General features: G+C 39.0%; 25 protein-coding genes. 12 read left to right on the top strand and 13 right to left on the bottom strand.

The features are described 5' to 3' along the window. The 7 genes from accB (at position 1) to CBM24_RS04195 (ending at position 6,442) form a co-directional block, all read left to right on the top strand. Complete coding sequence (gene accB, locus CBM24_RS04225) at positions 1-480, top strand: acetyl-CoA carboxylase biotin carboxyl carrier protein (RefSeq protein ID WP_088160309.1); 480 nt, start codon at positions 1-3, stop codon at positions 478-480. A 73-nt stretch (positions 481-553) separates the two neighbouring features. Continuing rightward, entirely contained in the window at positions 554-1,909 is a 1,356-nt protein-coding gene (gene accC, locus CBM24_RS04220; protein WP_075991144.1) for an acetyl-CoA carboxylase biotin carboxylase subunit, read from the top strand. A gap of 76 nt (positions 1,910-1,985) precedes the next feature. Then, entirely contained in the window at positions 1,986-2,846 is an 861-nt protein-coding gene (gene tatC, locus CBM24_RS04215) for a twin-arginine translocase subunit TatC (protein WP_088160308.1), read from the top strand. Positions 2,847-2,859: 13 nt separating this feature from the next. Further along, entirely contained in the window at positions 2,860-3,306 is a 447-nt protein-coding gene (rpiB, locus tag CBM24_RS04210) for a ribose 5-phosphate isomerase B (RefSeq protein WP_088160307.1), read from the top strand. A gap of 178 nt (positions 3,307-3,484) precedes the next feature. Further along, positions 3,485-5,059 (top strand): M28 family peptidase, encoded by a 1,575-nt coding sequence (locus CBM24_RS04205; RefSeq protein WP_088160306.1) that lies wholly within the window; start codon positions 3,485-3,487, stop codon positions 5,057-5,059. Positions 5,060-5,214: 155 nt separating this feature from the next. Next, positions 5,215-6,147 carry a DnaJ C-terminal domain-containing protein gene (locus CBM24_RS04200; RefSeq protein ID WP_088160305.1) on the top strand — a complete coding sequence of 311 codons (933 nt, stop codon included), beginning with the start codon at positions 5,215-5,217 and terminating at the stop codon, positions 6,145-6,147. A gap of 4 nt (positions 6,148-6,151) precedes the next feature. Then, positions 6,152-6,442: a chaperone modulator CbpM gene (locus CBM24_RS04195; RefSeq protein ID WP_088160304.1), complete on the top strand. Its 291-nt coding sequence runs from the start codon at positions 6,152-6,154 to the stop codon at positions 6,440-6,442. Between the two features lie 22 nt (positions 6,443-6,464). On the opposite strand, the gene CBM24_RS04190 is transcribed toward CBM24_RS04195, so the two are convergent. The 5 genes from CBM24_RS04190 to CBM24_RS04170 form a co-directional block, all read right to left on the bottom strand. After that, positions 6,465-7,355 carry a hypothetical protein gene (locus tag CBM24_RS04190; protein WP_088160303.1) on the bottom strand — a complete coding sequence of 297 codons (891 nt, stop codon included), beginning with the start codon at positions 7,353-7,355 and terminating at the stop codon, positions 6,465-6,467. A gap of 16 nt (positions 7,356-7,371) precedes the next feature. Continuing rightward, the gene (locus CBM24_RS04185) at positions 7,372-9,105 is read right to left on the bottom strand and encodes an energy transducer TonB (protein WP_088160302.1); all 1,734 of its coding nucleotides are present in this window, start codon (positions 9,103-9,105) and stop codon (positions 7,372-7,374) included. 30 nt (positions 9,106-9,135) lie between these two features. Beyond that, on the bottom strand, positions 9,136-9,504 hold the full coding sequence (locus CBM24_RS04180; protein ID WP_075991136.1) for a BlaI/MecI/CopY family transcriptional regulator: 369 nt from the start codon (positions 9,502-9,504) through the stop codon (positions 9,136-9,138). A gap of 150 nt (positions 9,505-9,654) precedes the next feature. Beyond that, positions 9,655-10,059, bottom strand: coding sequence for an alternative ribosome rescue aminoacyl-tRNA hydrolase ArfB (gene arfB / locus CBM24_RS04175; protein WP_075991135.1), 405 nt, complete (start codon positions 10,057-10,059; stop codon positions 9,655-9,657). Beyond that, entirely contained in the window at positions 10,056-10,775 is a 720-nt protein-coding gene (locus CBM24_RS04170) for a DUF1003 domain-containing protein (RefSeq protein WP_088160301.1), read from the bottom strand. Before CBM24_RS04170 ends, arfB begins: the two co-directional genes overlap by 4 nt. A gap of 362 nt (positions 10,776-11,137) precedes the next feature. On the opposite strand from CBM24_RS04170, the gene bshA reads away from it, so the two are divergent. The 4 genes from bshA (at position 11,138) to CBM24_RS04150 (ending at position 14,866) form a co-directional block, all read left to right on the top strand. Further along, positions 11,138-12,280 carry an N-acetyl-alpha-D-glucosaminyl L-malate synthase BshA gene (gene bshA, locus CBM24_RS04165; RefSeq protein WP_088160300.1) on the top strand — a complete coding sequence of 381 codons (1,143 nt, stop codon included), beginning with the start codon at positions 11,138-11,140 and terminating at the stop codon, positions 12,278-12,280. A gap of 74 nt (positions 12,281-12,354) precedes the next feature. Continuing rightward, entirely contained in the window at positions 12,355-13,059 is a 705-nt protein-coding gene (gene pyrH / locus CBM24_RS04160; RefSeq protein ID WP_075991132.1) for a UMP kinase, read from the top strand. Between the two features lie 28 nt (positions 13,060-13,087). Then, positions 13,088-13,651 (top strand): ribosome recycling factor, encoded by a 564-nt coding sequence (frr, locus tag CBM24_RS04155; RefSeq protein WP_088160299.1) that lies wholly within the window; start codon positions 13,088-13,090, stop codon positions 13,649-13,651. 231 nt (positions 13,652-13,882) lie between these two features. Further along, the gene (locus CBM24_RS04150; protein ID WP_227550265.1) at positions 13,883-14,866 is read left to right on the top strand and encodes a sugar phosphate isomerase/epimerase family protein; all 984 of its coding nucleotides are present in this window, start codon (positions 13,883-13,885) and stop codon (positions 14,864-14,866) included. 44 nt (positions 14,867-14,910) lie between these two features. Here CBM24_RS04150 and purE read toward each other — a convergent pair whose 3' ends face one another. The 8 genes from purE to glyA form a co-directional block, all read right to left on the bottom strand. Next, complete coding sequence (gene purE, locus CBM24_RS04145; RefSeq protein WP_088160297.1) at positions 14,911-15,420, bottom strand: 5-(carboxyamino)imidazole ribonucleotide mutase; 510 nt, start codon at positions 15,418-15,420, stop codon at positions 14,911-14,913. An 8-nt stretch (positions 15,421-15,428) separates the two neighbouring features. Further along, a complete protein-coding gene (locus tag CBM24_RS04140) occupies positions 15,429-16,571 on the bottom strand; it encodes a 5-(carboxyamino)imidazole ribonucleotide synthase (RefSeq protein WP_088160296.1) in 1,143 nt (380 codons plus the stop codon). Between the two features lie 31 nt (positions 16,572-16,602). After that, positions 16,603-17,106: an NADH-quinone oxidoreductase subunit B gene (locus CBM24_RS04135; RefSeq protein ID WP_088160295.1), complete on the bottom strand. Its 504-nt coding sequence runs from the start codon at positions 17,104-17,106 to the stop codon at positions 16,603-16,605. Positions 17,107-17,108: 2 nt separating this feature from the next. Then, a complete protein-coding gene (locus CBM24_RS04130; protein WP_088160294.1) occupies positions 17,109-17,699 on the bottom strand; it encodes an NADH-quinone oxidoreductase subunit A in 591 nt (196 codons plus the stop codon). A 335-nt stretch (positions 17,700-18,034) separates the two neighbouring features. Further along, positions 18,035-19,375, bottom strand: coding sequence for a signal recognition particle protein (ffh, locus tag CBM24_RS04120; protein ID WP_075991125.1), 1,341 nt, complete (start codon positions 19,373-19,375; stop codon positions 18,035-18,037). Between the two features lie 133 nt (positions 19,376-19,508). Beyond that, positions 19,509-20,204: a zinc metallopeptidase gene (locus CBM24_RS04115; RefSeq protein WP_088160292.1), complete on the bottom strand. Its 696-nt coding sequence runs from the start codon at positions 20,202-20,204 to the stop codon at positions 19,509-19,511. A 443-nt stretch (positions 20,205-20,647) separates the two neighbouring features. Beyond that, positions 20,648-21,244 carry an RNA polymerase sigma factor gene (locus CBM24_RS04110; RefSeq protein WP_075991123.1) on the bottom strand — a complete coding sequence of 199 codons (597 nt, stop codon included), beginning with the start codon at positions 21,242-21,244 and terminating at the stop codon, positions 20,648-20,650. A gap of 533 nt (positions 21,245-21,777) precedes the next feature. Next, on the bottom strand, positions 21,778-23,049 hold the full coding sequence (glyA, locus tag CBM24_RS04105) for a serine hydroxymethyltransferase (protein WP_075991122.1): 1,272 nt from the start codon (positions 23,047-23,049) through the stop codon (positions 21,778-21,780). A 285-nt stretch (positions 23,050-23,334) separates the two neighbouring features. Here glyA and CBM24_RS04100 point away from each other — a divergent pair, with 285 nt between their 5' ends. Next, positions 23,335-23,685, top strand: coding sequence for a HesB/IscA family protein (locus CBM24_RS04100; RefSeq protein WP_046674047.1), 351 nt, complete (start codon positions 23,335-23,337; stop codon positions 23,683-23,685). Positions 23,686-23,879: the final 194 nt, after the last annotated feature.

Here is a 23,879-nt window from a genome sequence, read left to right as displayed (position 1 = left end):
ATGGGTATGGATATCAAACAAATTCAGGACTTGATTAAATTCGTTTCAAAATCAGGTGTGAATGAAGTCTCAATTGAAGAGCAAGATTTTAAAATTACAATAAAGACAAATCAAGAGCCTACGTACGTGACAGCTACTGTTCCTGCTGTTGCTCCAATTGCTGCTCCTCAAGTTGCACAAGCAGCGGCGCCAGCTCCTGTGGCTAGCCCTGCAGCACCAGCGGTAAACGCTGACGCAAACTTGATAACAATCAAATCACCAATGATCGGTACATTCTACCGTTCGGCTGGACCAGGTAAACCATCTTTCGTTAATATTGGTGATGATATCAATACCGGTTCTGTATTATGCATCATTGAAGCAATGAAATTATTCAACGAAATTGAATCTGAAGTTTCAGGTAAAATCGTTAAGATTTTGGTAGAAGACGCTCAACCTGTTGAGTTCGACCAACCATTATTCTTAGTTGAGCCTAAGTAATTTACAATTACGTAAATGAATACATGTAGCCTCCAAAGGGCTACATTTTTTGCAAACTTCATAATTCAAGACAATGTTCAAAAAAATATTAATTGCAAATAGAGGCGAGATTGCCCTGCGCATTATCCGTACCTGTCGTGAAATGGGTATTAAAAGTGTTGCAGTATATTCCACTGCTGATCGAGATAGTTTACACGTAAGATTTGCGGATGAAGCAGTTTGTATTGGTCCTCCACCGAGTAGAGACTCTTACTTAAACATTCCAAATATTATTTCTGCAGCTGAATTGACAAATGCAGATGCGATTCATCCAGGATACGGTTTCTTATCGGAAAACGCACGCTTTTCAGCAATCTGTGCAGAATATGGCATCAAATTTATTGGTGCTACTGCAGAACAGATCGAAAAAATGGGTGATAAATCCCGTGCTAAGGATACCATGAAAAAAGCTGGTGTTCCAACCGTTCCAGGATCGGATGGTTTGATCTCAAACGTAAAAGAAGGTATTATATTAGCGAATGAAATCGGCTACCCAGTAATCATCAAAGCAACTGCCGGTGGTGGTGGTCGTGGTATGCGTATCATTTGGAAAGATGAAGAGTTCGAACCAGCTTGGGATTCTGCACGTGTTGAATCTGCTGCGGCTTTCGGTAACGATGGCATCTACCTTGAAAAATATGTAGAAGAACCGCGTCACATCGAATTCCAAATTGTGGGCGATCAGTTCGGTACAGTATGTCACCTATCTGAACGTGACTGTTCGATACAACGTCGTCACCAAAAATTGATCGAAGAATCTCCATCACCTTTTATGACTCCCGAATTGAGAGCTGAAATGGGAGAGGCTGCTGTCAAAGGTGCTAAAGCTGTAAACTATGAAGGTGCTGGTACAATCGAATTCTTGGTTGACAAACACCGCAACTTCTACTTTATGGAAATGAACACTCGTATCCAAGTAGAACACCCTGTAACGGAAGAGGTAATCAACTTTGACTTGATCAAAGAACAGATAAAAGTGGCCGCAGGAATTCCGATCTCTGGTAAAAACTATGAACCAGGAATGCATGCAATTGAATGTCGTATCAATGCTGAGGACCCTTTTAACAATTTCCGCCCTTCACCAGGTAAAATCACCAACTTCCACTCACCAGGTGGACATGGTGTACGTGTAGATACACACGTTTACTCTGGTTATTCAATTCCGCCGAACTATGATTCTATGATTGCTAAATTGATCACTGTTGCACAAACACGTGAGGAAGCAATTTGTACCATGGAACGTGCGTTAAGCGAATTCGTCATTGAAGGGATCAAAACAACCATTCCTTTACATTTGAGATTGATGCGCGACCCTAACTTTAGAGCCGGCAATTTCACGACAAAGTTTATGGAAACTTTCGACCTAACGGAATATCCAGCAGAAGATTAAATAAAATTATCTTTACATACATAAAAAATACCATTCTTTACAATAAGAATGGTATTTTTGTTTCCAAACAATTTTTATGAGTACACCTAATTCGAAAGATCTAATACAAGCTATTAAAGATAAAGGGAAGAATATAGAAGCAGAAATGTCTTTTTTTGACCACCTTGAGGTTTTGAGATGGCATTTGGTCCGTTCAGCAATTGCGATCTGTATCTTTGCAGGTATTGCCTTTACATTCTACGATTTCGTATTCAACGATATCATCATGGGGCCAAAGAATCTAAATTTTTGGACCTATCGCATGATGTGTAAAGCTGCAGATGCTTTCAATTTAGCGGACTTCTGTGTCAAGAAAATTCCTTTTAATATCATCAATACCGAACTAGCAGGTCAATTTATGCTTCAGATAAACTCCTGTTTATTGATGGCTTTGATGATGGGCTTTCCTTACCTTCTTTTTGAAATCTGGTTATTTGTAAAACCAGCATTGACCGATGTGGAAAGACGCTCTGCACGAGGGTTTGTCTTTTACTCCTCTTTATTGTTTATTTTAGGAGCGCTCTTCGGATACTATATCGTTGTGCCATTATCCATAAACTTTCTGGCAAATGTATCCCTAAGTGATGAAATCGTGAACCAGATTACCATTGATAATTACCTTTCCACGATAGCAACATTAACATTGGGCTGTGGAATTGTTTTCCTACTGCCGATACTGGTATTTATTCTCTCGAAAATAGGCATTATGACCCCTGAATTTATGCGGGCCAGCCGTCGTTATGCAACTGTAATTATTTTAGTGATAGCCGCTATCATTACACCTTCTGCAGATGTGATCACCATGTTGACCGTTGCAGCACCAATGTTCTTATTATATGAGATCAGTATTATGGTTTCTGCGGATGTCAAAAGAAAAAAATTAGCACAAGAAAAATAAAATAACAATAAAAATGAGCAGCGTAAAGAAAATTGCGATTGGAAGTGACCATGCTGGTTTTGAATACAAAACAGCTTTGGTAAGCTTTTTGAATGAACTGGGTTATGAAGTAACAGACTTTGGAACAAACTCTCCAGATTCAGTTGATTATCCAGATTTCGCACACCCAGTTGCATCAGCAGTAGAAAATAAAGAAGCTGATGCCGGAGTCTTGATTTGTGGAAGTGCAAATGGTGTTGCTATCACAGCTAATAAACACCAAAATATTCGTGCTGCTATCTGTTGGTTGGAGGAAATTTCGGCTTTAGCCCGTCAGCATAATGATGCGAACGTGGTATGTATCCCAGCACGTTTTATCGACCTTGACCTTGCTAAAAAGATCGTCAACACATTTATGAACACGGAATTCGAGGGTGGACGTCACGCTAACCGTGTAAACAAAATAGCTTGTAGCTGTTAATAAATTAACATTTTTTAAGAAGCGGATGAAAGGTAAACTACACTTTTCATCCGCTTTTTTTTATATATTGTGCAGATACTGACACCTGTTATAAGATTAAGCAGATGATGCTCGCTTAATCCGGTTAATTAGCATTACAAAATAAAGCGTTGAAAGTCGCACTAGTAAAAAATAAACAATGAAAAAAATATACAACCTGCTTTGGATCGCATGCTCCCTAATGAGCTGTGCAAAAGCACAGGACGTAAACAGTAAATATGCAGATGAAATCACAGTAGAGTCGACGCAGAAGCATCTGCGCACTTTAGCTTCTGTCGATTTTGAAGGCCGAGGGACCGGCCAAAAAGGTGGGCGCCTGGCAGCAGAATATATTGCCAATGAATTTAAAAAATATGGACTTAGTGCGCCTGTCAATGGATCCTATTTCCAACCCCTGCAGCTAATTCGCAACAGCTTTAAGGTAAAGCAATTTAGTATTAACGATAGACCCTTCCAACATGGTAAGGACATTTTTGTCATTGGCAACAATGAGAACAAGTTCTTCGAAAGCAATGAAATTGTGTTTATTGGCTATGGCATAGATGATCCCAAGTATTCGGATATCTCAGGCATGGATCTCCACAATAAGATCGTTATGTTGATCAATGAGAATGAGCCAACAGATGAGAAAGGGAATTCATGGATTACCAGCAAAAAGGCTGCTTCGGACTGGGCAACAACCCGAAATAAAAAAGTCAAGGAGATCCTTAAACACAGTCCCAAAATGGTACTAGCCATCAATAGTCAGCTGTCTCAACTTTTGGAGGATGCAGGAGACCGTGCTATTGAGGGCCGTTATAATTTAGCGGTGGATCAACCTGCGCCTGAAAAGTCGCCCATGATCCCCGTGGTCAATATTACAGACCATGCAGCAAATTATATTCTAAACCTAGCAAGAACCAATCTTGCTACTGTGGTTGCAAAAATTAATCGTACGGGACAACCGAATTCCTTTGCTATTTCAACAAATTTTAAAGCTGAGTTTGGCACCAATGCGGCAACTTTAGCCGATCCTAATATTCTTGGCTACCTGGAAGGAACAGATAAAAAAGACGAAATCGTTGTGATCGGGGGCCACTATGACCACGATGGAATGGATTCCAAAGGAAATATCTTCTTTGGGGCCGATGACAATGCCTCGGGCACAACAGCTGTCCTTGAGTTGGCACGTGCTTTTTCTAAAGCTAAATCAACCGGAAATGGCCCACGGCGCAGTATTTTGTTCATCACCTATGCGGCAGAAGAAAAAGGTTTACTGGGTTCCAAATTCTATACAGAAAATCCCATATTTCCATTGAAAAACACCGTTGCCTGCATTAATATTGATATGATCGGCCGTGTTGACGACAAACATCTCAAAGGTAATCACGATTATATCCATGCGATCGGTTCAGATAAATTGAGCTCGGAGTTATATCAGATCAATAAAAATGAGAATGAAAAACATACGAAACTGGAGATTGACTATATGTATGACGATCCAAAGGATCCTATGCGCCTCTACTATCGCTCCGATCATTATAACTTTGCCAAGAAAGGTATCCCATCTGTATTTTACTTTTCGGGCTTGCATCCGGACTACCACACACCTGCAGATACCTATGACAAGATCGACTTTCCATTGATGGTTAAACGTGAAAAGCTCGCATTTTACACCGCATGGCAAATAGCCAATCGGGAAAATCGCCTGGTGGTTGACAATAATAAAGAGTAGGGTCAAATTATCGCCTGTAAAAAGGATTACTTTATACTGTATAAAAAAGCAAGTAAACAATCATTTACTTGCTTTTTTTATGTATTAAAATGACCTTTAGCATAAACCTTTTATCCACAATTTTTGTTACCTTTAATACAAAACAAGTATAATTTATGGCTTTTGTAGATTACTATAAAGTGCTTAGCATTGATAAAACAGCTTCAGCTGATGAGATCAAAAAAGCATATCGAAAACTAGCCCGTAAATACCATCCTGATGTCAACCCCAATGACAATGAGGCAAAACAACGATTTCAGGAGATTAATGAGGCAAATGAAGTATTATTCGATCCCGAAAAGCGCAAAAAATATGACCAATACGGTGAACACTGGCAACATGGAGAGGAGTATGAAAAAGCGCAGCAACAATACCGTCAGTCCCAATCCGCCGGAGGAAATCCATTCGGAGCTGGGGGAAATCCATTTGGTAGCGGCGGCTCCCACGAGTACACCGGAAACTTTGATGATGGGCAATTCTCGGATTTCTTCGAACAGATGTTTGGCAGCAGACGCGGGGGAGGCCGCCAAAGTACATTTCGTGGACAGGACTTTAATGCCGAACTCAGCTTAACCTTACAAGAAGCTTACACGACACATCAACAGACCTTCAATATCAATGGAAAAAGTATCCGCATCACGATTCATGCTGGAGTGGAGGATGGTCAAAAAATCAAACTGAAAGGATATGGCAGTGAGGGCATCAACGGGGGGCCGAAGGGAGATCTCTATATCACAATTAACATCACACCAGATGCCCGTTTTAAACGTCAGGGGAATGACTTATACACTACACTTGATGTAGACCTTTATACAGCTATTCTAGGCGGCGAAGTGACCTTAGATACGTTCGGCGGAAAGGTTAAACTGAAGATTAAAGCCGAAAGTCAAAATGGCGCAAAAATGCGACTTAAAGGAAAAGGATTCCCCTTATACCGCAAAGAAGGTGAATTTGGCGACCTTTATGTCACATTGAATATCCAAATGCCCAATAATCTGTCTGCCGAAGAAAAGGCATTGTTCCAACAGTTGAAGGATTTAAAACAATAATCTTATGGAAACGACACTCATTAAAGTCATCGACTTCTGCCAGTCCAGAAAGGTTGAAACAACCTTTCTGCAAAGCATGGAGGAATACGGACTCATACATATTGTCATTCAACAAGAAGAACAATATATCGATGAAGAGGAGCTCCAAAAATTGGAGCGTTTTTCAAATCTCTATTATGACCTTGAAGTAAATCCTGCAGGAATTCAGGTTGCTAGCCATCTATTGGAAAAAGTTGAGCAGCTCCAAAATGAAATTTTGCATTTAAAGAATAAATTGAAAGCCCTGGATTATTGATCCAAGGCTTTCAATTTATTCTTTAGAATTCGACATCCCGCTCTGTATTCACCTTAGTCTGCCAAACAATTTTGTCTTGCAATGTGGTATACAGAATTTCATAATCCCCTTTACAGGTCACAAAGGACCCATAAAAATCTCCGGGCTTCATCACGCGGTAAACAACCAGCTTTCGTTCTCCGTCAACTTCGCCATAAGCTTTCATTAACATATAGCCTGTTTTATTCACCTTTTCTTCAGGGATTTTATAATCCAAATGCGAACGGCTACTACCATCATCGGGGCATAAAATCTCTGTGCGGCTCGGGGTAAATTTATAACGATCGCGATACATAGCAACATTAGACATGACCACATCCTTCGCCCACGCGATATCGGTAAAATCCTCAGGGAAGAGAAAGATCAGCGACACCATTTTCTCTTGCCAAAGGCGCCCATTAAAAGGTATTACAAAATGAAGCAGTTTTTGCCCTTTAAAAGTTGTAGTCGTATAAAAATATCGCCCCTCCTTATTTTGCTCCCGTTGAAAAGAACTTAAATCAAGTAGGTGATTTTTTTTCCCTTTTACATTTGGCGAGTTGTTGACTACAGCAAGCATGTCATACTGATATTTTCCTTCCAGATGTCCAGAAAACAAAACCTGATACGCGGTATCTGAATAGCGTAAATGGCGCAATACACGACGAAATCGATTGTCAACCTGCTTTGCATTAATTGGATTAGTCTTACCTTGCCAATTTTTATCCTCCATAATATCATCTCCGAGGAATACGGTGAGCTCTTTGTTAATATTAACAAAATACTCATCTCCTTGTACAGCAAAACCGTTGGGAACCACTTTATAGGACTTACAGGAAGAAAGCATGGCCAAAACCACAATAAAATAGAAAATTTGAATGAATCTGCTCTGCATATTTATGATCTAATCTTTACTTCTTTAAATTTAAACGAATCGGCAATGTGTAAGCCACGCGTACCGGTCTACCGTTGACTAATCCCGGTTTCCATTTTTTCGCACCTTTTAGGAGCTCCAATGCCGCCTCTTTGGTTCCATAACCAAGATCTTTTTTTACATCAACATGGGATAAACTACCATCCTTTTCGACAATAAAAACCACTTCAACAATGCCATTAACCTCCCGTTTAATTGCTGCTTCAGGAAAAACAAAATTATCGCCTACCCAGATCATAAAAGATCGCATTCCCCCAACAGGTGTTGGTTGCACCTCAACTTTATCAAAAGTTACTAAGTCGGACTGAAAATCCAATGAAAGATTCCAGCGGTCGCTCTCATTTTCCGTCCTTATCGATTTTACTTCCTTGAGTTGTTTTTCCGTCTCTTCACCAGATTCAGCGCCCGGGAATGAATGAGATGACATCCGGACCTTTCTGCCCAATGTGTCGGTTTCCTCCCAATAATAAGTTGTTTTTCCGCCAACGGTAACGGGCAAGGAAAGCAGCGATCGAACGACTTTCCCATTGACGATTGCAGGTTTCCATTTCCCACTTGCTTTTACAGCATTTTCCACAGCTGATGCCAGGCCATAGCCCAAATCATTCTTAGCCTTTATATGGCTCAACTCACCGTTTTTCTCCACGATGGCTGTGATGACAATTACCCCGATCACATTATTCTTGATTGCTTCATCACTCACATGGATTCTACTGGCCAATCCCACGACATACTTTTTCATTCCTCCAACTGGAATAGCCAATACCTCCGGGTCTTTGTATATCTTCCTGTCTTCATTTACCTGTTCGTTTTTTAACTCCTCAGGTTGGTTCGATAATGCCTGGTCATCAATCACAGTTAACCTATTGACGCTTTCTTCAACATCCGCTACCATATCCTTGGCCCTACTCGTATTAAAGACCAACGTAGACCCCGCTACCACCAATAGCATGGGCAACACAATCACATATAACAAGCGTTGTCTTTGTACAGATTTAACTTTAAATAACATCGTGATGCGCTGCTTTAAAAAAGAATGATTGGAAAACTCATGTGAAAAAGCCAATTGATCTGTACGTAATGCATGAGCAACCAGCATTTCTGCATAAGCCACTTTATCGGTCGAGCATATTTCATCTACAATATACTCGTGTTGAAACCTTATTTCCTTTTGAAAGAAATACACAACAGGATTGAACCAATTAAAAATTTTCAGCAGCTCAATCAACACCAAATCGTAGGAATGCCCCTGGGCAGTATGGACCTGCTCATGCCATGCAATATTCTCCTTGTTTTTAATCGATTTTCCAATCACAATCCTATTAAAAAAAGAAAAACTCAGGTATTCGGGAGAAGAGCGCATTACCCGAACAAGTTGCCTGATACGCACCGCCAGGAAAAAAAAGGCGACGGCCACTCCTATCCAATAGATCTTGGTAAGAATATCCAATAGAAAAAGAGGTTTTTCTTCGATCGGACTCCCGATTTCGACATCCATATATGTTCCTAAATCGACCTGTGGAATATGATTGGAAATCATCTCTGTCTTGGGCAATTCAATAAAAATACCCACGGGAGCTAGTAAAGAAAATGCAACCATTCCAATCAGATAGATCCGATTCCATTGAAAAAAAGTAAGTTTTCTAAAAATCAGTTTGTAGAGCACAAAACTGATAATCAATGAAATATTGACAATCAATAAGTAAATCATAATCAAAAGTTTATAAAAGAGTATTGGTTGTTATTTATTACGTTCGATGATGGACAAGATGTCATCAAGTTCTTTGATGTCCAACCTGTTCTCTTCCAGAAAATAAGAGAGCATACTTTTGGGCGAATTATCAAAATAATTGGTTAATAACTTACCTGTAATACCTTTCTTATATTCCTCTTTTGAAATCTTTGGTAAATATTGATGACTTTTACCAAAGGATTCATGCGTTACAAAGCCCTTCGTTTCAAGAATACGAACGATGGTCGAGACCGTATTGTAAGCAGGTTTCGGTTCCGAAAGTCGATCAATAATCTCTTTGACAAAGCCACGGCCCATCTCCCAGAGCTCTTGCATAATCTGCTCTTCAGCTTTCGTTAACTCTTTAAAATCCTCCATAACTCCTCAAGAATAAATTAAATACCTGAATAATAAATCAATAGACAAGTTATAACTAAAAACATAGTTTAACAACTAATAAATTAGTTTAAAAACCAATAGACTGATAATCAACTTATTATTTTTTGTCAATACGGAATATTGTCATATTTATTCATCGAAATTCTTTTTCCTTGAAGCTTTCAATTGAGATTGTTGTTTCTTTCGATCCAGCCTTTTGAGAACACTCGAATACGGAGTTTTGGTTTTCTTACGAGGTTTTGCTGGCACAAGTGCGGCCGTCAATATACGCTTAAAGCGATCGATTGCGATTTCTTTATTGCGGACCTGCGACCGGTCGATATCGCATTCCAATTGCAGTATTCCTTCTTTATTTATACGATTTGCCAATGCGGTGAACACCATTGCTTTTTCCTCAGCAGAAACAGCTGTCGATAGCGCAACATCCCACTGCAGCAATACTTTCGATGACACCTTGTTTACATGTTGTCCACCTGCTCCACCCGACCTGGAAAACCTAAACGTAAGTTCTCCTATTACTCCTTCTAAATTCATTTATTTTTAAATGCTTCTTCTATTTTTTCCATCTTTTTTAATAGAAAGCTCAATTTTTCCACTTGATCCCGTTGTACTTCGACAAGTTCTTGTTCTTTGCGGATAATGAGATGATCTATTTTTTCATGTAATTCCCTGATTTCGAGTTCAGCCTTCAAGTTGACCATATAGTCATTTCTTGCGCGTTCACGATCCTTATCTTCCTGTCTGTTTTGACTCATCATAATAACCGGAGCCTGCAAGGCCGCCACACAGGACAAAATCAAGTTAAGTAAAATAAAGGGATACGGGTCAAAGCCTTTATTATTTAACCAAAAGATATTGGCTGCAATCCAAACAATCAAAAATAAGATAAAGGAAATAATAAAGGTCCAGCTTCCACCAAACTCAGCCACTTTATCTGCAACCCGATCTCCTACGCTGACTGACTCCTTATCATCTCCGTCCAGACTTGCGCTGATTACTTTATTTTCCTTAAAGCTATTGATTACCTGCTGATCCAATTGACTTAATTGCCCCGACTCATCTTTCAGAAATTCGGAGATATAAGTTTCCTTAAATCGTGTCAACTCGCTTGCGGCGATATACTTGTCCTTACTAAAACTTGGATATTCCTTTTTTATCAGCTTAAAAATAGGTTGTCGGATTGAAGCCCCCAAAATGCGTTGCTCCGAAGGAAATTGCTGTCCTGAAATATCACTTATAAAGTTATCCATATACCGATTTAATGTCTATTTAAAGATAGTGCTTTTTAACCAATCAAAAAATTCACAAAACTATGGCAATTGGTTTTTGTTATTTTACGCATAAATAGACGAAATTTGCAACACAAAATTCAGGAATAAGCGTTATCAATTTTTCATGTTAGCATGAAATAATTTAAAAAGACAATTGTTAAGGTAAATAACTTCGTCGATGCCTTATGAATAAAAATAGTTTATATGTGATAGACATCACATGTCTTGGACGACAACACGCAGAATACTAACATTAGGTTCCTTGGAACCTTTAAACACAAATTAAACAGCGCGTATAACGGAATGCCGTTAAAAATATACGCTCAGACATAATTACGCAAATGAAAATAGGAATTGTTTGTTATCCCACCTTTGGTGGAAGTGGTGTTGTTGCAACCGAACTAGGAAAGGCTTTGGCCGCTAATGGACATGAGATCCATTTTATCACCTACCGACAACCCGCACGTCTGGATTTCTTCTCTGAAAACCTATACTACCATGAGGTAGCTGTTTCGCAGTATCCACTTTTTGACTTTCTACCCTATGAATCTGCATTAGCCAGCAAACTGGTTGATGTTGTTCGTTTTGAAAAGTTGGATTTGATTCACGTCCACTATGCCATTCCACATGCATCGGCGGCATTTATGGCAAAACAGATCTTACTCACTACATATGGCATTAATATTCCTGTAGTAACGACCTTACATGGTACAGATATTACACTGGTTGGTAAAGACAAGAGTTTTAGTCCTGTTGTTACATTCTCCATCAATCAATCCGATGGCGTAACTGCGGTATCACAGAATCTGAAAGATCAAACGCTCCAATATTTTGATATTACGCGCGATATCAAAGTGATTCCAAACTTTATTGATCTGGACAGGTTCAGCAATAAAGATCGGACACATTTCAAAAAAGCCATTGCACCGGGCAATGAACGCATATTGGTCCATACTTCCAACTTTAGAAAAGTCAAAAATACAGAAGATGTCATTCGTATTTTTAAGAAAGTCCATGATGTCATCCCTTCCAAGTTATTAATGGTAGGTGACGGTCCTGAGCGTCGAAATGCGGAGGAGTTATCCAGAGAACTTGATGTATGCAAAGACGTCCGTTTCTTGGGGAAACAGGACGCAGTGGAAGAAATATTATCTGTATCAGATCTTTTTCTGATGCCTTCAAGTTCGGAAAGTTTCGGTCTTGCGGCTTTAGAAGCCATGGCTTGTCAAGTTCCAGTCATCTCTTCCAATACCGGAGGTTTACCCGAGCTGAATGAAAATGGTGTAACTGGATTTCTCAGTGCTGTTGGTGATGTTGAAGATATGGCGAAAAACGCGATTTATATCTTGGAAGATGGAGAACGCTTAGAAAAATTTAAGGAAGCGGCATTAAATCATGCAAAAAAATTCCAATTGTCTAATATTATGCCTTTGTATGAGCAGTATTACCAAGAAGTCATTAATCAAACAATAAAAGCACAATAAATATCACTTTAAGGCTTAAGGGATGAAAAAAATATTTTATCTTTGACCTTTGGAAAATTTCCAAAAAAACAATTATGAAATACAAACGTATCTTATTAAAACTTAGCGGTGAATCCTTAATGGGTGACCAAAGCTATGGTATCGATATTAACCGTGTATCACAATACGCTAATGATATCAAAGAAATTCACGATCAAGGTTTAGAAATTGCAATTGTTATCGGTGGCGGTAATATATACCGTGGTCTAAGCGCTGAAAAATCAGGTATGGACCGTGTTCAAGCAGACTATATGGGCATGCTTGCCACAGTCATCAACAGCATGGCTCTTCAAGATGCGCTTGAGAAAGTTGGGAAAAAGACACGTTTGCTTACTGCGATCAAAATGGAGCAAATCTGCGAACCATTCATTCGTAGAAGAGCCGTTCGCCACTTGGAAAAAGGCCGTATTGTTATTTTCGGAGCTGGTACAGGAAACCCATATTTCACAACGGATACCGCTGCATCTTTGCGTGCAATCGAAATCAATGCCGATGCTGTATTGAAAGGAACCCGCGTGGATGGTATCTACACTGCAGATCCAGAAAAAGATCCTAGTGCAACAAAATTTGAAGAAATATCATTCACAGAGGTTTATGAGAAAGGATTAAATGTCATGGATATGACAGCCTTTACCCTTTGTCAAGAAAACAAATTACCGATCATCGTATTTGATATGAACAAACCAGGCAATTTATTAAAACTTGCCAATGGTGAACATGTCGGAACTGTGGTTAAATAATTTAAATCTGTAAAAAACGTAATCTTATATGAACGAACTAATTTCAATTGAATTGGACGATTGTAAAGACAAGATGTCCAAAGCAGTTGCTCACACCGAATCCGAATTAACTAAAATTCGTGCGGGTAAAGCTTCTCCATCCATGTTAGATGGAATTTCAGTAGACTATTATGGCAGCGCCACTCCACTTTCACAAGTGGCTAACATTAATACAACTGATGCACGGACTATTGTTATCCAACCTTGGGAAAAATCGCTCATCAACGCAATTGAAAAAGCTATCACAGACGCTAACCTAGGAATCAACCCACAAAATGACGGTATCGTTATTCGTCTGAATATTCCTCCTTTGACAGAAGAAAGAAGACGTGATTTGGTTAAGAAAGTAAAAGAAGAAACTGAAAAAGGCCGTATTGGTGTTCGTAATATTCGTAAGGATGTTAACGAGTCCATCAAAAAATTAAAAAATGACGGTGCTTCAGAAGATGAAATCAAAACTGCCGAAGGTGAAGTTCAAAAGTTAACAGATGCATTCATTGTAAAAGTTGATAAATTGGCTGAACTGAAAGAAAAAGATATCATGACTGTTTAAGTTTTCCTACTTGAATAGAAAAAAGGTCTGAAAAATATTCAGACCTTTTTTATTGGTATGAAGACCTCCCCACTCCCCCCTTAAAACGGACTCTTACCGACCTACAATACCTTGGCTCTCCGAAGATTTTATAGTTTATAAAATCAACATACTCTTCAAAAATATTCCTTGTTACACCATTGATTTCTGAACAAATAATTGTACATTGTACACTAACAAGTAATCAATTATATGATGAACAATTCTCGCCGTCAATTTTTAAAGCAAGCTGGAATAGGTCTTTCGGCAGCTTATCTGGTGCCCAACTTTATATCTTGTCAAAATAAAGCCGGTGCAATCAGCGACAATCCATTACAGAATATAGGCGTACAGCTTTATTCCATCCGCGATTTAATGGATAAAGATCCGAAAGGATCTTTGGAACAAATTGCCAAAATTGGGTATAAACATGTTGAGCTCTATGGAATAGATGCTACAGCCAAACAGTTCTGGAAATTGCCCTACAAAGAGTTGAAGAAAATATTGGATGATAACGGTCTAAAAACACATTCAGGCCATTACGATATGTCCAAATACCTCAGTAAAGCTCATACCGACAAAGAAGACCTTGCGGTTTATTTTGATGCAGCAAAAGAACTTGGTCAAGAATATGTGATTGCTCCTGTAACACCGATGTTTGATCTGAATGCATTGAAAAAAGACGATTATCTCTATGCTGCAGAGCAATTGAATAAGGCTGGTGAACAGGCTAAAAAATTAGGTCTAAAAGTTGCTTATCACAACCATTTCTGGGAATTTAGGGATCTAGGCAATAATACGACGGGTGAAGAGGTGATGTTAGCATTCACTGAGCCTGATTTGGTTGATTTTGAATTAGACCTTTTCTGGGCAGAAAAAGCGGGTAAAAACCCGATAGCTTTGTTTGAAAAATTCCCCAACCGTTTTAAACTTTGGCATGTCAAAGATATGGATAAAACAAAATCCAATCCTATTGAATGGCCCAAAGATGGGAAATTGCCGATTGAGCAAATCTTCAATGATATCAAGTATACCGAAGTGGGGACCGGAAGCATCAACTTCCCTGAAATCGTCAAAGAAAGGAATAAAGCCGGACTTAAATATGCTTTTGTTGAGCAAGACAATATCTATATGCCAAATAAGATGGAAAGTCTCAAAAAAAGCTACGATTATGTACAGGCAAATCTGACAAAATAAAAAAGGGAGCAATGCTCCCTTTTTTATTTTGTCAGATTGTCAGCTTAAAATTCGGTATCTTCTACCTCCACTGCTGTCTCGATTACTTTTCTCGCCAACTCTTCTTTAAATTCGATGATATTCTTGCTGATTGTTTCATCATGTGTACCAAGAATCTGAGCCGCCAATATACCTGCATTCTTCGCCGCATTTAAAGCGACAGTTGCTACAGGAATACCATTTGGCATCTGAAGAATAGAAAGTACCGAGTCCCATCCATCAATGGAATTTGATGATTTTACAGGCACGCCTATCACAGGTAAATGTGTAATAGAAGCAACCATTCCTGGCAAATGCGCCGCACCACCCGCTCCAGCAATAATAACTTTCAAACCACGAAAAGCTGCATTTTTCGCATAATCAAACATACGTTGCGGTGTACGATGTGCTGAGACGATCGTTACCTCAAATTCCACCCCAAGGGCTTTGAGCACATCTATAGCATCCTGCATAACAGGAAGGTCTGATTTGCTTCCCATGATAATGCCTACCTGGGCCTTATTATTGACTGACATAGTATTGTTTAAGCTTTAACTTTTAATATTTCTTGTACTTTTCTTGCATTGGAGATCGCTTTCTCCCGATCATCATTGATGATACAAACATGGCCCATCTTGCGGAATGGCTTCGTATATTTCTTTCCATATAAATGGATATATACGCCTTCCATTGCCAACACCTCTTCTACTCCCTCATATTTGGCCAATCCTTCATAGCCAGGTTCACCTAACAGGTTAATCATAACGGCATTCGTTCTGCATCTGGTATCACCTAACGGTAGATTGAATATAGCCCTTAAATGCTGTGCAAATTGCGACACATAATTACCCTCTATTGTCTGGTGACCACTATTATGAGGGCGCGGAGCCAATTCGTTGACCAAAATATCACCATTTTTCGTTAGGAACATCTCTACAGCCAATATACCCACGATCTGCAAATCATCGGCAATCTTTTTTGCTATAGCCTCTGCGCGTTGTTGAATCTCTACACCATACAAAGACGGCGCAATCAAAAATTCCACCAAGTTAGCCTGAGGATTAAATTCCATTTCCACCATTGGAAATGTAGACACCTCCCCCTTATCATTCCGGGCAACAATGACCGCAATTTCCTTTTCAAAATCTACCCATTCTTCAATTAAGCTAGGTTCTTCGAACGCATCTTGTATATCCTGCTGGGTGACAATCTTCTTTACCCCTTTTCCATCATATCCATCCTTACGTAATTTCTGGATATAGGGTAAGCTTAATGAGGCATTTACTAAATTATCCTTATTGGATATCAATTGAAACGCCGAAGTTGGTATATCGTTTTGTTTAAAAAATTGCTTTTGTAGACCTTTATCTTGAATCAGACGAATGATACGTGATTGTGGATATACAATTACTCCCTCTCCTTCCAGTTTCTCCAAAGCATCTACATTCACCTTCTCGATCTCGATCGTGATCATGTCCAGATCCTTACCGAAATTATAGACCGTTTCAAAATCGCCCAATGAACCACATTCAAATTTATTGCACAACTTGCGACAAGGAGCATTCTTATCCGGGTCCAATACATGAACATTTACATTGTAATTAATGGCTTCCTGGATGAGCATTCTTCCCAGTTGACCACCGCCAAGAATACCCAATTGCAATTCACCATAAAAATCTTTTGCCATAATTGATTTAAAATCTTATAAAATTTATCTTTTAAGCTTTTCCGCTGAACAATTGCTCACCTAACAAGCTTTCTTTGTCTATCTTTTTTTGCAATTCAATAAAAGCACCAATTAGCGCCTCGGGACGTGGTGGACATCCCTGGACATAAACATCCACAGGGATAATGCGATCCACCCCCTTGACCACATGATAACCATGCTGCCAATATGGACCACCACAGTTGGAACAAGAGCCCATCGAAATAACATATTTAGGATCTGGCATCTGTTCATATAGTTTCTTGATACGATCGGCCATCTTAAAGGTAACCGTTCCAGCAATAATGATCACGTCGGATTGCCTTGGAGAAGGCCTTGGAAATACGCCCATCCGATCTAAATCGTAAGTTGAAGCCATTGCCCCCATCATTTCAATGGCACAGCAAGCAATACCAAAGCTCATAGGCCACATTGAAGATAATCTTGCCCAATTCAGCAAATCATCTAATTTGGCAACAATAACACCATTATTCTGCAATTGACTATCTAAACTCATGCTTACTCAGTTTTTTTAAATCGAGGTTTAAAGGCTGGTTTCGGTGTCGACACCTGTTCATCTATCGTTGTTTTGTGCGCGACAGTTTCATCTACAACCAGTGCATAATCACGCACCTGATAAGTCTTACTATTCAGGCTTGCATAGGCGCTATCCGGGATAGGTACAGGAACTTTAGGTAAGGACACATTTGGTTTAACCCATTCTAAATCGCCCTTTTTCCAGACAAAAACCAATCCTAGAATTAAAATACCAATGAACATAGCCATTTCAATCATGGTAAACCATCCCCACCTTCCATCTGCCGCAATATATTCAGACTGTCCAAATACAGTGGCCCATGGAAAAATAAAAATAAGCTCCACATCAAAAAGTAAAAATACGAGGGCGATCACATAAAACCGTGGATTAAACTGAACCCAAGAAGAACCAATGGGATCCTCTCCACATTCGTAGGTACCAGATTTGATGGGATTATTCTTTTTCGGAGAGATTAAACGTGCAAGAAAAATGGTCGCACAGACTAACAGCGCCCCTATCAGAAGAATGATAAGGATTTTGCCGTATTCCGATAATTGCGCGGGGTCATCCATAATAATTACAAATTTAACAAATATTTCGTTCACTCGGGTGAGGAACTTGAAATTACGAATTATTTCTTTAAAAACAGTTCGAATTTTACGGAATCAACCAGCAGTATCCTGTCCGCAAGTAACCTAGATTCATCTTGTACAGCGCATAGTAGAAACGAAAAAATTAATCAAAAAGGCAACACAATGATCAAAGCCTTCATGACTTCGCAGACTCCAACAGCAATGAAAGCGGAATGAAGATTCTTTCTGGCCAATAAGATTAGACACTTTCAGAAAAAAAAATAGGGCATCGTATAAAACGATGCCCTTCTTATGATGTAACTATTCTCTAAAAATTACATTTTTCCTGGCATTTTGGGCATATTACGCATCATTTTAGCTGCCATCGCTGGATTAGACATCTGCTTCATGACTTTACGCATATCACCAAATTGTTTCAATAACTTATTCACTTCATTAATATCAGTACCTGATCCTTTCGCAATACGTAAACGACGTTTTTGATCAATGACATCTGGATTTTCGCGTTCAAAAGGTGTCATGGAATCGATAATCGCTTCAATGGGTTTGAAAGCATTGTCATCTACTTCAATATCTTTCATTGCTTTACCAACACCAGGGATCATTCCCATGAGGTCTTTCATATTACCCATTTTCTTGATTTGTTGAATCTGGGATTTAAAATCGTTGAAATCGAATTTATTCTTACGGATTTTCTTTTGGAGCTCTGCAGCTTGCTTCTCATCAAACTGTTGCTGCGCACGTTCCACTAAGGATACGACGTCACCCATACCCAAAATACGGGATGCCATACGATCAGGGTGGAATACATCCAATGCATCCATCTTTTCACCTGTACCAATAAACTTAATGGGTTTATTAACGACAGATTTAATCGACAATGCAGCACCACCACGTGTATCACCATCCAACTTAGTCAATACTACACCTGTAAAGTCCAGACGGTCGTTGAACGTTTTAGCCGTATTCACGGCATCTTGACCAGTCATTGAATCCACAACAAATAGGATTTCGTCTGGTTTTGTCGCTTCTTTAACTGCAGTAATCTCTACCATTAAAGGCTCATCGATCGCCAAACGACCAGCTGTATCGATGATTACGACGTTATTTCCATTACGTTTTGCTTCTTCCACACCGGCTTTGGCAATCGCAATAGGATCGTTAGATTCACGATTCACATACACTGGTACGCCCACTTGTTCCGCGAGCACTTCCAATTGATCGATCGCTGCAGGACGGTAAACGTCACCAGCCACCAATAATGGTTTTTTATTCTTTTTATCTTTAAGGTACAAGGCCAACTTACCTGAGAACGTTGTTTTACCAGCACCATTCAAACCCGCAATTAAAATGACTGTTGGATTTTTTCCAGTCTCAAGCTCTGTAACAGATCCGCCCATCAAAGCTGTCAACTCATCATTCATGATCTTCGTCAACAATTGGCCCGGGGAAATACTTGTCAGTACATTTTCGCCTAAAGCTTTTTGTTTAACATCGTCGGTAAAAGTTTTGGCAGTTTTATAATTCACATCGGCATCCAACAACGCTTTGCGAATTTCTTTCATCGTTTCTGCAACGTTGATCTCGGTAATACTACCTTGTCCTTTTAATACTTTAAAGGCCCTATCTAACTTATCTTGAAGATTTGAAAACATAAAATCTGAATCTTATTCTATATAAACAGCAAAGTTAAAAAAATTGTCTATAGTAACCTCATTAACACACCATAAAAAATGCGACTATAAAAAATAATCGCATTTTTGTAGGGTAAAGTTACAATACCCGTATTTAATCACTTCTACGGCCACCGAATAAAATCGATGCATAATATAAAAGTGTCACCAACGCACTTAACGCTGCTACAACATATGTCATCGCCGCCCATTTCAAAGCATCTTTTGCACCGTCATGCTCTTCACCATTATAGGTTACACCAGCATGGTTTAACCATTCCAGCGCGCGGTTCGACGCATCAAACTCGACAGGCAAGGTGATAAAAGAAAATAAGGTTGTAATAGCCAGCGCCCCAACTCCAACAGCTAAAAGCCATGGATTACCACCTTTAGAAAAAGCAAACAGCATAACGCCCAACATCAATACCCATGAAGTCATTTTGGAAGCCGCATTGACCATCGGTACCATTGCCGAACGGAAACCCAACCATTTATAGGCTTTGGCGTGCTGTACAGCGTGACCACATTCGTGTGCCGCTACCGCTGCAGCTGCAACACTGCGACCACTGTAAACTTCAGGGCTTAAATTAACGGTTTTATCCGACGGATTATAGTGATCTCCCAAACGATCTGGGATAGACAATACCTTTACATCATATATACCGTTATCATTTAACATTTTTTGCGCAATCTCAGCTCCAGACATCCCGTTGCTCAAAGGCATTTCGGAGTATTTCTTAAATTTGTTTTTGAATCTTGTTTGGACAATTAGGCTTACCACCATTATTCCAATAAATAAAATCAAGTACATAGCTATTCAATCGTTTTATAGTTATAATATGACTATCAAACCTTATTCCAATCGTTGAAAAAAGGTATATGCATAAATTTCTAAGATAAAAAAAGTCTTTGACCTGACAAAAAGAACAGGTTCTTCTGATCTCCACATGACATAATTGCCACATCATTTGGACAAATAACTCCGCTTTCAGCTTCGGTCCAACGAAACACTTACACTGATTAACAAGAATTCAATACGTATACTCATCGGTCATTTCTGAAGGCGAGCAGTTATTTTAAGTTCAATCAGGAGCAGATTATTGAAGGAAATGGCTTTTGAAGGCATGATGCGCAAAGGATTGTAGCATTGCCTTAATGACAAACAAACGGTGGGAAAATACAAAAGCAGCTAAACTTCCCTTTGATCCCAATTAGAATGTAAATAAAAAGGGGCGTCTTGTAATGCCCCCTTTATTATAAATAGCCCATTTGCAGGGTAAGATCGGTACCTTCAATCATCTTACGTAAATTACTCAATGCGTAGCGCATCCTTCCCAAAGCAGTATTGATACTTACTTCGGTTATTTCTGCAATATCTTTAAAACTCATATCACAAAAATGTCGCATAATGAGCACCTCTTTTTGATCGTCCGGAAGTTTTTGGATCATTTTCTTAAGATCAACATCAACCTGCTGTTTGAGCATTTTTGACTCTGCGCTTTCATCACTAAATTCGAGCACCTCAAAAATATCAAAGCCATCAGCATTCACAATATTTGGAGCACGTTTTGCTTTTCTAAAAAAGTCAACAATCATATTGTGTGCTATACGAATAGCCCAAGGTAAAAACTTACCCTCTTCATTATATTTACCGGATTTTAATGTGTTGATGATTTTAATGAAAGTCTCCTGGAAAATATCTTCAGCAAGATATTCATCTTTTACTTTCATATATATAGAAGTATATATTTTCGATTTATATCGATTCAACAATGCCTCTAGACCGGACTCTTGGCCACCGACATACATTTGGATCAACTCTTGATCGCTTTTACCTTTTAGAAGTCTCATACGTCACTTACTTTTTTAGCAGTTCGCAAATAAATTATCAGTTCTGTGTTAAAATGTAAATGTTTGCCGTATAAACTATCCTTTCTTATTGTAAAACAATCAATTAATCTAAAACCAAATTACCGCAAAATAAATGAGTAATCAAATTATTACAATTTATTTTAAGGTTTTTTAACATTTAAAAATAAGTTATCTACCTCACATTTCCAAACCGAGCTCTTAAGGCAATACTCCCATTCCCTCCGAAACAAGCTAGAACCAGCAGTTGTACATGAGAAGGACAACACGCCAATGAGGCATTATTCAATCCGAACTTTATAGGGAGTTAATAGGGACCTAATAGGGACCTCATTCGGATGAATCCCTATTTGAACCGTATAAAATACGGTTCAGGTTATTATATAATTCCCGTGATAAGTTAAATTGGTACGGGCTTATACCATACATGTTATGCTGAGAATAGCTGTAGGAATAAAAAAAAGCGGAACCACCGCATCGGTGATTCCGCTTTTTTTTATTCCTAGGGGAATTTCTTATTTATACAATGGGAACTCAGCCATCATTGCTCTTACTTTGCCATGGATCAAATCCAGTTGAGCATCGTTAGATGCATTTTTCAATGCCTCATCGATCAACTCGCCAATTTGTATAATTTCATTCTCTTTAATACCACGTGTTGTAATTGCAGCAGTACCAAAACGTACACCTGAAGTCACAAAAGGAGAACGTGTATCAAAAGGAACCATATTTTTATTTGTTGTAATACCGGCTTTACCTAATACAGCTTCAGCTTCTTTACCAGAAATATCTTTGTTGCGAAGATCCACCAACATCAAGTGATTGTCTGTACCACCAGAGATGATCTTGTAATCTCTTTCCACAAAGAATTGTGCCAATGCAGCTGCATTTTTCTTTACCTGAACGATATATTCCATATACTCATCGGATAAAGCCTCACCGTAAGCTATTGCTTTCGCTGCGATTGTATGCTCCAAAGGACCACCTTGTGTACCTGGGAATACAGCTAAATCCAATAATTGCGTGATTGTACGGATTTCACCTTTAGGTGTTTTGATGCCCCATGGATTTTCAAAATCTTTACCGACCATAATCATACCACCACGTGGGCCACGAAGCGTTTTGTGTGTCGTTGTCGTAACGATATGGCAATGTGGAAGTGGATCATTCAATAAACCACGAGCGATTAAACCTGCAGGGTGAGAAATATCAGCCATTACGATAGCACCTATTTCGTCTGCAACTTTACGAATGCGCGCATAATCCCAATCACGAGAATAAGCCGAAGCACCACAGATGATCATCTTTGGTTTTTCACGAAGCGCTGTTTCTTCCAATTGCTCGTAGTCAATTAGACCTGTATCTTCTTTTACACCATAAAATAATGGTTGATAGATCTTACCAGATAAGTTCGCTGGTGAACCGTGTGTCAAGTGACCACCGTGAGATAAATCAAGACCTAAAATTTTGTCACCAGGTTTGATTGTCGCCAAAAAAACAGCCGCATTCGCTTGAGCACCAGAGTGAGGCTGAACATTTACCCATTCTGCGCCAAATAATTGTTTTGCACGATCAATTGCGATGGTTTCAATCTCATCCACAACTTCACAACCTCCATAGTAACGTTTTCCTGGGAGGCCTTCTGCATATTTATTTGTCAACACTGAACCAGCAGCTTCCATCACTTGTTTTGAAACAAAGTTTTCTGAAGCAATTAATTCAATACCTTCTTCTTGGCGTTTAAGCTCATCAGCTATTAAATTAAAAATGGCTTGATCTCTTTCCATTGTTTTTAAATGTTGTAAAGTAAATTTTGTAGTTTATTTTAATGCCTCAAAGATAGCATATTCCATAAAGAATATCGACAAAAAGTCCTATTTTATTAAATATTCTTAGAAAAACAGCCTTATTTATGCGAATTACCTAATTAGGTCAAGATCATTTTATGGTGCTATCGGACCGAATAAGCGTACGAAGAATTGAATGTTTCGAAAATGTCAAAAAATTCCGGTCAAGCATTTTGCCATTAAAAAAATGTATTTTTGTATTGGATTGGCTAAAACACTATTACAATGAGTACAGAACATACAGCAGTTGCTCCTGTTTCCTTAACAGAAGGGGCAATCAAGGAACTAAATAAATTAAAGGATCAACAAGAAATCTCTGATGATTTTGGTTTACGTGTCGGTGTTGAAGGCGGCGGTTGTTCCGGTATGAGTTATATCTTGGGCTTTGACCAGAAAAAGGACGGCGATAACGAATACGAAATTCAAGGAATTCGCATCTTTATGAACAAAGCACATGGCCTATATCTTGCCGGTATGGAAATCGACTTCAAATCGGGACTCGATGCAAGGGGCTTCACATTCAACAATCCCAATGCAACAAGTACCTGCGGATGCGGAAGCAGTTTTTCAGCATAACTGAATTTCAGCAAGAATGAAATAACAAAGGGACTGCCATGGGTAGTCCCTTTGTCGTAGCAGATGCTTCCATCATTTTCGCCAGTTGATCAAGGGGGAGATTTCAAAAAGTTCAACCTCGATTTAATGATATAAGCACAACAAAGCCCTCTTTCATTTTCCATCATAAATCACTAAATTAGCGACCTTTAGAA

The organism is Sphingobacterium sp. G1-14, assembly GCF_002196555.1.
Taxonomy (GTDB): Bacteria; Bacteroidota; Bacteroidia; order Sphingobacteriales; family Sphingobacteriaceae; genus Sphingobacterium; species Sphingobacterium siyangense.
The sequence above is the reverse complement of the archived record's forward strand: the minus strand, read 5'-3'. Positions and strand labels throughout refer to the sequence as shown.